7 protein-coding genes and 1 pseudogene are annotated in these 8,944 nt (G+C 74.4%); 1 reads left to right on the forward strand and 7 read right to left on the reverse strand.

Features of this window, described 5'->3' with window-relative positions; all coding sequences use genetic code 11:
• Together ACK4UM_RS20450 and cbiE are read right to left on the reverse strand one after the other, a co-directional pair.
• Positions 1–546: cobalamin biosynthesis protein (locus ACK4UM_RS20450; protein ID WP_409802757.1), on the reverse strand; the 546-nt coding region annotated here is incomplete at its 3' end.
• Positions 525–1,775: a precorrin-6y C5,15-methyltransferase (decarboxylating) subunit CbiE gene (cbiE, locus tag ACK4UM_RS20455; protein ID WP_409802760.1), complete on the reverse strand. Its 1,251-nt coding sequence runs from the start codon at positions 1,773–1,775 to the stop codon at positions 525–527. The genes cbiE and ACK4UM_RS20450, both read right to left, overlap by 22 nt.
• On the opposite strand from cbiE, the gene ACK4UM_RS20460 reads away from it, so the two are divergent.
• Positions 1,774–2,538, forward strand: a complete 765-nt coding sequence (locus ACK4UM_RS20460) for a cobalt-precorrin-6A reductase (protein WP_409802762.1) — start codon at positions 1,774–1,776, stop codon at positions 2,536–2,538. The genes cbiE and ACK4UM_RS20460 overlap by 2 nt on opposite strands.
• On the opposite strand, the gene cobJ is transcribed toward ACK4UM_RS20460, so the two are convergent.
• The 5 genes and pseudogenes from cobJ to ACK4UM_RS20485 form a co-directional block, all read right to left on the reverse strand.
• Positions 2,502–3,266: a precorrin-3B C(17)-methyltransferase gene (cobJ, locus tag ACK4UM_RS20465; protein ID WP_409802764.1), complete on the reverse strand. Its 765-nt coding sequence runs from the start codon at positions 3,264–3,266 to the stop codon at positions 2,502–2,504. The two genes, ACK4UM_RS20460 and cobJ, sit on opposite strands and share 37 nt — an antisense overlap.
• Entirely contained in the window at positions 3,263–4,000 is a 738-nt protein-coding gene (locus ACK4UM_RS20470) for a precorrin-2 C(20)-methyltransferase (protein WP_409802766.1), read from the reverse strand. Before ACK4UM_RS20470 ends, cobJ begins: the two co-directional genes overlap by 4 nt.
• Positions 4,001–4,013: 13 nt before the next feature.
• Positions 4,014–4,646 (reverse strand): precorrin-8X methylmutase, encoded by a 633-nt coding sequence (locus ACK4UM_RS20475; protein WP_409802768.1) that lies wholly within the window; start codon positions 4,644–4,646, stop codon positions 4,014–4,016.
• Positions 4,647–4,651: 5 nt separating this feature from the next.
• Positions 4,652–6,106 (reverse strand): precorrin-3B synthase, encoded by a 1,455-nt coding sequence (locus tag ACK4UM_RS20480; protein WP_409802770.1) that lies wholly within the window; start codon positions 6,104–6,106, stop codon positions 4,652–4,654.
• Positions 6,103–8,595 (reverse strand): annotated as a pseudogene (locus tag ACK4UM_RS20485) (cobaltochelatase subunit CobN); the annotation flags it as partial. The gene ACK4UM_RS20480 and the pseudogene ACK4UM_RS20485, both read right to left, overlap by 4 nt.
• Positions 8,596–8,944 lie beyond the last annotated feature (349 nt).

Below are 8,944 nucleotides of genomic sequence, written 5' to 3' on the forward strand. Positions count from 1 at the left end.
GGGGCGCCTGCTTCCCCCCCCGGCGGGGAGGGTGGCCCCTGGAGCGTCAGCGACAGGGGTCGGGTGGGGCCTGAGGTTCGAAGCGAATCCTCCACCCGGGCCCCACCCGGCCTTTCTCGCTCCGCTCGAAAGTCCACCCTCCCCTCCGGGGAGGGAGGGGGCCGCGAGGGCGCAGGTGGCGGTCGCGTTCGCGATGCGCGCCGAGACCAGCCTCGAGCCTGGGCCGGCGGCGGCCAAGGCTGCGGCTTCGGCGACGGAGCCGAGGCCGTGGGCCGCGAGCGAACGCTCTGAGCGGGTCGGGCATTCCGCGTCGCGTGCGAGAAGCGCCTCGTGGGACAGCGTCAGCGCGCGCGTGCCGAGCCGGCTCGCGGCATCCGCGAAACCCGGCGCGTGCGAAATGCTCTCCAACGTCGCGAGCGCGGCGATCGGCGCCCCCACGCGACCCGCCGCCGCGAGCGCCTCGGCGACGAGGCCCGCGAGCGCCGCGCCGTCCACACCCGACCGGAATCCCACCCCTGCGACGATCATCCCTTCACCGCCACCCATTGCGTCACCGGCATCGCGGGCCGCCAGCCATGCATGGTGCCGACCCGATCGAGGCGGGAGATCGCGATGCGCCGCATCGCGCCGCCATGGGCGGCGTGGAGGCGCGCGAGGATCGCCTCGGTTTCCAAGGACACGGCGTTGATCACGATCCGCCCGCCCGGCTTCAGAGCCGCCCAGCAGGCGTCGACCACCCCCGGATCCCCCGCGCCGCCGCCGACGAAGATCGCGTCCGGTGCGGGCCAGCCCGAAAGCCCGTCCGGCGCGACGCCGTCGTGGATCTCGAGCGCGGCGGCGCCGAGGCGCTCGGCATTGACGCGGGCGCGGGCGGCGCGGTCGGGGCGTTCTTCGAGGCCGAGCGCGCGATTGCGGGGGTGCGCGAGGCACCATTCGATGGCGACCGAGCCCGCACCGATGCCGACGTCCCACAACAGCCCGCCCGGCAGCGGGCGCAAGGCCGCGAGCGTGATCGCGCGGATCTCGGCCTTGGTGAGCTGCCCGTCGTTCTCGAACAAAGCGTCGTCGAGCCCCGCCGCCCGCGGCAGCGCGATCGCCTCCGCGCCCCCCGCGACCTCGATCGCGACGAGGTTCAACGGGTCGATGTCGGCGAGCGCGAAACCCTCCGCTTGCGCTGCGCGCACCCGCTCGCGCGGTCCGCCGAGCGCTTCGAGCACCACGAGCCGCGAGGCGCCCATGCCGCGCGCGACGAGCATCGCGGCGACTTGCGCGGCGGTCGTCCCGTCGCTCGTGAGCGCGAGGATGCGCGCGCCGGGCACCAGTTCCGGCACGATCCGCGACAGAGCCCGCCCGTGCAGGCTGACGAGCGCGCAGTCCGGGATCGACCAGCCGAGCCGGGCGGCGGCGAGCGAGAAGGCGGAGGGGTGGGGATAGGCGCGGATCTCGTCGGCCGGCAAGCGTTTGGCGAGCTCCGCGCCGATGCCGTAATGGAACGGGTCGCCGCTCGCGACGACGCAGGTCGGCCGGCCGCGTCGTGCGAGGATCGCCTCGTAGCCCTCCGCGATCGGGCTCGGCCAGGCGAAGGTCTGCGCGGCGAGGGGAGCGGCGAGCGCGAGATGGCGCGCCCCGCCCGCGACGAATTCGGCCGCGTCGAGCGCCGCGGCGGCGGCGGGGGAGAGGCCGGCGCGCCCGTCCTCGCCGATGCCGACGATGGTCAGCCAGGGCGCGCGCGCCGCGCTCGACAAAGAGCCGGGGCTAGACGATAGAGCGTCCATGCGCATCCTCCTTCTCGGCGGCACCAGCGAGGCGACCGCGCTCGCTCTGCGATTGTCGGACATCCCCGGCGTCCAGGCGATCCTCTCGCTCGCCGGCCGCACCAGCGCGCCGCGCCTGCCGCCCGTCCCGACCCGCATCGGCGGGTTCGGCGGCGCGGAGGGGCTCGCGCGCTACCTTCGCGCGGAACGCATCGACGCCCTGGTCGACGCCACCCACCCCTTCGCCGCGCGCATCTCCGCCAATGCGGCGGCGGCCGCGCGCGCGGCCGGCGTGCCGCTCGTCGCGCTCGTGCGTCCGCCATGGCAGGCGGGGGAGGGGGATCGCTGGCGGGAGGTCTCCGACATGGGCGAGGCCGCGCGCGCGATCGGCGAGGTGCCCCGCCGCGTCTTCCTCACCGTCGGAAGGCTCGAGCTCGACGCCTTCCGCGCCGCGCCGCAACATTTCTACATCGTGCGCACGATCGAGCCGATCGCGGCCGACGCGCTGCCGCGCCTCGTCACGATCGAGGATCGCCCGCCCTTCGACGAGGCGGCGGAGCGAGCCTTGATGGCGCGCGAGCGGGTGGAGGTGCTCGTCACCAAGAATTCCGGCGCCGCCGCGACCGCGCCGAAACTCGCCGCGGCGCGGGTGCTCGGCGTCCCAATAATCCTCGTCGCGCGCCCGCCGCGCCCCGACGGCGTCGAGAGCGTGGAGAGCGTCGAGGCGGCTCTGGCGTGGCTCGCCTCTCATCCCGCCGCTCCGGAGACTTTGCGCGGCGTGTAGACGAAGGGCCGGGCGCCATCGCGCGCCACGAGCCGCGTCGTCGAGGCGCCGATCATCACGAGGCTCGCCATGTCGGCCTCCTCCGCGCGCGTCTCGCATGCGGGCGCGATCGCGATGCGCTCGTCCGGGCGGCCCACCGCGCGCGCGATGATCACCGGTCGCTGCGGATCGCGGGCGGCGACACGCTCGAGCGCCGCGCCGAGCTGCCAGGGCCGGGCCTTCGAGATCGGATTGTAGAGGCAGATCACGAAATCGGCGGCGAGCGCCGCGTCGAGCCGGGCGAGGATCACCTCCCAGGGCTTGAGATTGTCCGAGAGCGAGATCGCGCAGAAATCGCCGCCGAGCGGCGCGCCGAGCCGGGCGGCGGCGGCGAGCATCGCGGTGATGCCGGGCTCGACGCGGATGTCGAGCGCGCGCCAGGCCGCCTCGCCGTCCTCGAGCGCCTCCATGATCGCCGCCGCCATCGCGAACACGCCCGGATCGCCGCCCGACACCACCGCGACGCGCCGCCCCGCGGCCGCGAGCGCGAGCGCATGGCGCGCGCGGTCGAGCTCGACGCGGTTGTCGGAGGCATGCCGCGTCTGGCCGTCGCGCTCGGGGAGACGCGCGACGTATGGCGCGTAACCCACGATGTCCGTCGCATCCTCGACCGCGGCGCGAGCGGCCGGCGTGATCCAATCGGGATCGCCGGGCCCGAGGCCGACGATCGTGAGGCGTCCCCCGCTCACGGGCGCCTCCCCTGGCCGGGGACGAGGATCATCGAGAAGTAGGGCGCCGCGTAATCCTCCGGCACCTCGGCGAGCGGCACGATGCGCTCGCCCGTCATGCTCGCCCGCTCGACATAGATCGCCCGCTCGGCGAGCCCCGCGTCTTCCAGAGCCGTGCGGACCTTCGACAGATGCCGCCCCAGCTTCATCACGACGAGCGCGTCCGCGACCGCGATGCGCCGCGCGATCTCGTCCGCCGCCAGCGTTCCAGGCACGACCACGAGCACGTCGTCGCCCCAGGTGATCGGCGCCTGCGCATTGGTCCAAGCCGCCGACATGCCGGTGATCGCGGGGATCGTCTCGACGGGGACGGCGCCCTTCAGGCGGATCCACAGATGCATGAACGAGCCGTAGAAGAACGGGTCGCCCTCGCAGAGCACGCCGACCACGCGCCCGGCCTCGACGTCCGCGAGGATCGCGCGCCGGCACTCCTCGTAGAAGGCGGCCATGGCGGCGCGGTAATCGGCGCCGTCGGGGTCGAGCTCGGTCGTGACGGGATAGACCATCGCCACCTCGCGCGCGGGGTCCGCCCCGACCACCGCATCGGCGATCGTGCGGGCATTGCCGCGCACGCCGCGTTTGGCGAAATGGTAGAGCCTGTCGGCGCGCTCGAGCGCCGCGCGGGCGCGCACGCTCATGAGGTCGGGATCGCCGGGGCCGAGCCCGATGCCGACGATCGGCGAGAAGGGCTTCATCGCGCGCGCCTCCTCACTCGACCGCGCTCGCGAGCGCGTTGATGGCCGCCGCGGTGATCGCGCTGCCGCCGCGCCGGCCGTGGACGACGATGAAGGGCACGCGCCCGTCGGCGGCGAGCGCCTCCTTGGATTCGGCCGCGCCGACGAAACCGACCGGGCAGCCGATCACGGCGGCCGGGCGCGGGGCGCCCTCGTCGAGCATTTCGAGGAGCCGGAAGAGGGCGGTCGGCGCATTGCCGATCGCGACGAGCGCGCCGTCGAGATGCGGCCGCCACAGCTCCATCGCGCCCGCGGAGCGCGTGTTGCCGATCGTGCGGGCGAGATCGGGCGTGCGCGGATCGTCGAGCGTGCAGATCACGGGATTGTCGGCGGGCAGGCGGGCGCGGGTGACGCCGTTCGCGACCATCTTGGCGTCGCACAGGATCGGCGCGCCGCGCGCGAGCGCCGCCACCGCTTTTTCCGCAAAATCCTCCGAGAGAGCGACGTCGCGGGGCAGGTCCGTCATGCCGCAGGCGTGGATCATGCGCACGACGCAGCGCTCGGCCGCCCCCTCGAAGCGCGACAGGTCCGCCTCCGCCCGGATGATGGCGAAGGAGCGCGCGTAGATCGCGGCTCCGTCGCGGATGTAATCGTATGGCCCGCTCAAACCCGTTATTCTCCGATCGCCGCCGCGAGGTCCGCGCGGCATTGCGTGCTCGCGAGCGCCCGTTCCAGCGCCGCGCGCGTCATGATCCGCACCGGTTTATCACCGGCGCCACCTCCGAGCACCAGGCCATAGGTCGCCTCGTCCACGGCGACCAGCGTCAGGTCCGCCGGCCGCGGTCGTGCGCAGCCCTTCGCGCAGCCCGAGACGTGGAGGCTCAGCCCCTCGCGTAGGAGGTGCGACGCGGCTTGCGCGATGCCCGACGCATCCGCAGCCGCGGCGGCGAGGCCGGATCGGCAGGCGGGCGCGCCGGGACACGCCTCGACGGCGAGACGCGGATCGGCGGGATCGACGACGAAGCCGTGTTCGGGAGCGTCTCGCAGGAGGCGCTCGCGTTCGGGGGTCGTGAGGTGGGGCACGAGGACGGCGCGGGTGAAGGAGAGCCGGAGGTGGTCGGGCGCCCGGCTCGCGACGAAGCGCAAGGCGGAGGCTGCGATGCGCCCGAAGGGGAGGGGGAGAAGGGCGACATCCCTCCCCGTAGGGGAGGGTGGCCCCTGGAGCGGAGCGACAGGGGTCGGGTGGGGCCCGGGTGGAGATCGTCCTTCGCGCGTCGTGCCCCACCCGGCCTTTCTCGCTCCGCTCGAAAGTCCACCCTCCCCTGCCGGGAGGGATGGGAGCCCGGCGATGAACGCGCGCGCGTCGTCGGAGAGGTCGCGCAGGCGATCCCTCCCCGTAGGGGAGGGTGGCCCCTGGAGCGGAGCGACAGGGGTCGGGTGGGGCCCGAGGGTCGAAGCAAGCTCACCACCCGGGCCCCACCCGGCCTTTCTCGCTCCGCTCGAAAGGCCACCCTCCCCTGCGGGGAGGGATGGGAGCGCTGCAAACCGCTCCAGCATCCCCGCCACCGTCTCGGGGATCTCCGCGAGCGGGCGCGCGGGCGTCGCCACGTAATCCTCCCCCCGTGCGAGGAGCACGCGCGCGCGCGCCTCCGCCGGCTCGATCCGCAGATCCGCCCCCGGCGGCAGCGCGAAACGCCCTCCGCCGTCGACCGCGACGAAAGCTTTCGGCGGCAGCCCCGTCACGCCCACGCAGTCTGCCTCGATCGCCCGCGCGAGGGCGAGCGCATCGAAGGCCTCCGTCGGGTCGATGCCGGCGAGCGGGGAGACGAGGGTGAGGCGGTGGGGGCCGGGGCCGTCGGGTTCGGCGAGGTCGAGCGCGGAAAGCCGCTCCAGGAGAACGGGATAGGTCTCTTCGCTCACGCCGCGGATCTGGAGATTGCCGCGCGCCGTGACGTCGAGAAGACCGTTGCCGCAGGCCTCCGCGAGATCCGCGAGCGCGAGCGCCTGATCGCGCGACAAGATCCCTCCGAAGGGATGAACGCGTGCCAGGAGCCCGTCGCCGGTCTGCATCGGGCGGCGCGTGCCGGGGCACCAGCCGCGGCGGGAGGGGGGCACGGGCGCGCTCATTCGGCGGCCTCCCGGTCGTCGCCGCGCAAGAGCGCCGCGAGCGAATTCGAACGGCTCGTCCACAGGCCCCGCGCGAGCGCGTCGGCGAGGCGGGCGCGGATCGCGGCTTCCGCCTGCGGATTGACCTCGCGCAGGCGCGCGTTCACGGCCTCGTCGGCGATGTAGGCCGCGTGGAGCGCCTCGAAATGGACGTCGCGGACGCAATCGGTCGTCGCGGCGAAGGCGTAGAGCGCGTCGACCCCGTTCGCGAGCTCGGCCGCCCCGCGCTGGCCGTGGCGCAGCATGGCGGCGACGTAGCGGGGATGGGCGAGGCGCCCGCGCACCAGCCGGTCGACATCCTCGGCGAGAAGGCGCGCCTTCGGCTCGGCGCGGCTCGTGTCCAGCGAATAGAGCGCGGGCGCGGCGCCGAGCAGGGCGGCGGCGGCGGCGAACCCGCCGATCGAGTCTGCCGCCGCATCGCCGTCGAGAATGTCGCGCTCGGCGACGTCCGACACGTGGACGAAGGCGTCCGCGCCCGCGACGCGCTCGGAGAAGCCGGAATCGGGGGAGGGGGCGCCGGCGGCGCCGTAGGCGTGGGCGGTCTGCGCGAGATAGGCGCGGCCCAAATCCTCGCGCGCGCGCCATTCCCCGTCGAGCGCGAGCGAGGCGGCGGCCCCGCCGTAATCGCCCGGCGCCGGGCCGTAGACGCGCGCGGGCGCGGAGCCGGCGCGGCGGGCGGCGGCGAGCGCGTTCCACTCGTCCGGCTCGTCGAGCGCGGCAATAGTGCGCGCGGCCTGGTCGAGGAGCGCGATCTGGTCGGGGAACGTGTCGCGGAAGGCGCCCGAGACGCGGATCGTCACGTCGATGCGCGGGCGGTCGAGGCGGGGGAGGGGGATGATCTCGAATCCCGTGACGCGCGTCGAGGCGGCATCGCGGGTGGGCGCCGCGCCCATGAGCGCGAGCGCCTGCGCGACGTCCTCGCCGCCGGTGCGGAGCGTCGGCGAGGCCCACAGATCCATCACCACGCGGCGGGGATAGTCCCCGTGCTCCTGCAGATGCCGCCGCACGACGGACGCGGCCGCCTTGGCGCCGAGCGCGGTCGCGGCGGGGGTGGGGATCGCGCGCGGATCGAGGGTCGCGAGATTGCGGCCGGTGGGGAGCACGTCGCGCCGCCCCCGGCTCGGCGATCCGGAGGGGCCGGGCGGCACGAAACGCGCGTCGAGCGCGGCCAGCAATCCCGCACGCTCGCCCGCGGCGCTGCCTGCGTCTCCCGAGCGGCCGAAGACGTGCAGGCCGTCGCGGATCGCGACCTCGCCGAGATCGCACAGATGCGCGTCGAGCCGGCTCAGCGCCTCGTCCATCGGCGTGTCGGCCGCGACCCCGCAGGCGGTGGCGAGGCCCGACGCTTCCGCGCGGGCGCGGATGTCCTTCGCCACGAGCGCGGCGCGGCGCGGATCGAGCACCTGGGCTGCGGAGAATTCCTCGACGAGTTCTTTGAGCGCCGCGTTCTCGTCGTCGAGCCCAGAGAGCGCGACGTCCGGCGTCTGATGGCCGATCGTGACGGCCCCGATCCGCCTCTTGGCGGGCGCCGCCTCGCCGGGATCGTCGACGATGAAGGGATAGACCACCGGCAGCCCGCCCACGAGGAGCGAGGGCCAGCATTCGGCCGAGAGCGCCACCGCTTTGCCGGGCAGCCATTCCAGTGTCCCGTGCGTGCCGAGATGCACGATCGCATGCACCTGCATGCGCAAGGCGGCGTAGAAGGCGACATAGGCGTGGCGCGGGGGGAGGTTCGGGTCGTGATAGGCGCCCTTGCGGTCGCCGTCCGAGCCGCGATCCGGCTGCAGCGCGACGAGGATCTGGCCCGCGCGGATCACGGGGAAGCGGAACGCGCCGTCGCGAAAGGCCGGATCGTCCTCCGGCGCGCCCCAGCGCTCGAGGATCTCCGTGCGCCGCGCCTCGGGGAGTGCGGCGAGGGTGTCGCGATACTCGTGGAGCGGGACGTCGAGGCTCTCGGGGCCGTCGAGAAGGCGCGGGATCAGCGCCTCGGCGGGGAGATCCGCGCGGGCGTCGTAGCCGTTGGCGGCGAGGTCTTCGAGGATGGCGATCGCGGAAGCCGGCGTGTCGAGCCCCACCGCGAAGCCCGCGCGGCCGGCGCGGGCGGGGTAGTCGGACAGGACGAGCGCGAGCCGGCGCGCGTGGCGCGGCGTTCGCGCGAGCCGCACGAGGCCCGCCGCGCGCTCGGCGATCATCGCGATCGAGGCGGCGTCCGGGGCGGCGATGCGCCGTGCGAAGGCGAGCGTGGGATCGGGTTCCGCTTCCGCCTTGAAGGAGAGGGGCCCCGCGACGATGCGCCCGTCGAATTCCGGCAGCGCGATCTGCATCGCGAGATCCGCCCCCGACAGGCCACGCTCGGAAGCCGCCCAGGCCTCGCGCGTGGTGCCGACGGGGATGGCTTGGAGGATGGGGCGATCGGCGCGGTCGAGGACGAAGGTCGCGCTCTGCGGTGCTCTCGAATGGACGACGTGTCGATCGACCTCGGCGACGGCCTCCCCTGTCCTTCCCCCTTGTGGGGAAGGTGGCTCCGGGCGAAGCCCGGAGACGGATGGGGGTGGTGCAGAAGGCACCGATACGCTCGATTCTGCACCACCCCCACCCCCGGCCCCTCCCCACAAGGGGGAGGGGAGACCGTCGAGCTCGGGCCCCACCCGGCCACGGTCGCTGTCGCTCCCGTGTCCACCCTCCCCTCCGGGGAGGGATTTCGGGAGGGAGGGGAGCGCGCATCCCTCCCCGTAGGGGAGGGTGGCCTCCGAGGCGAAGCCGAAGGAGGTCGGGTGGGGCCCGGGGTTTGGAGGATAT

The organism is Salinarimonas sp. (assembly GCF_046292825.1).
In the GTDB taxonomy this organism is placed as follows: domain Bacteria; phylum Pseudomonadota; class Alphaproteobacteria; order Rhizobiales; family Beijerinckiaceae; genus Salinarimonas.